Annotated in this window: 1 pseudogene; it reads right to left on the bottom strand. The window is 42.0% G+C overall.

From position 1 onward, the window contains the following. Positions 1 to 264: pseudogene (locus PL11201_RS25475) on the bottom strand (IS630 family transposase); the annotation flags it as partial.

The raw sequence follows: 264 nt of genomic DNA, 5'->3' as shown, positions 1-264 counted from the left end.
CTAAAATAATAGGTGTAACCCGGTTCACTCCACAGACAAAAACCCGATTCATCTAAATACTTTAAGTCAATTTCTCCAGCCGCAGCCGATAATTCCAACATCTCTAAATCTGCCTGTTTCTGAGCACGGACTATCGGATCTTGTTTTCCTTTGTGGCTCTTTCTGGCTCGCTTCCAATTCACCCCCTTTTTTTGAGCACCCGTCTTAATCTATCGGGACTCAATTTAATCGACCGTTCTTGTTCTAATTTTTGGGCTAATTGCT

Origin of the sequence: Planktothrix sp. PCC 11201 (genome assembly GCF_900009135.1) — a bacterium.
In the GTDB taxonomy this organism is placed as follows: Bacteria; Cyanobacteriota; Cyanobacteriia; order Cyanobacteriales; family Microcoleaceae; genus Planktothrix.
Note: the sequence above shows the minus strand (reverse complement) of the source record. Positions and strands in the feature narration are given on the sequence as shown.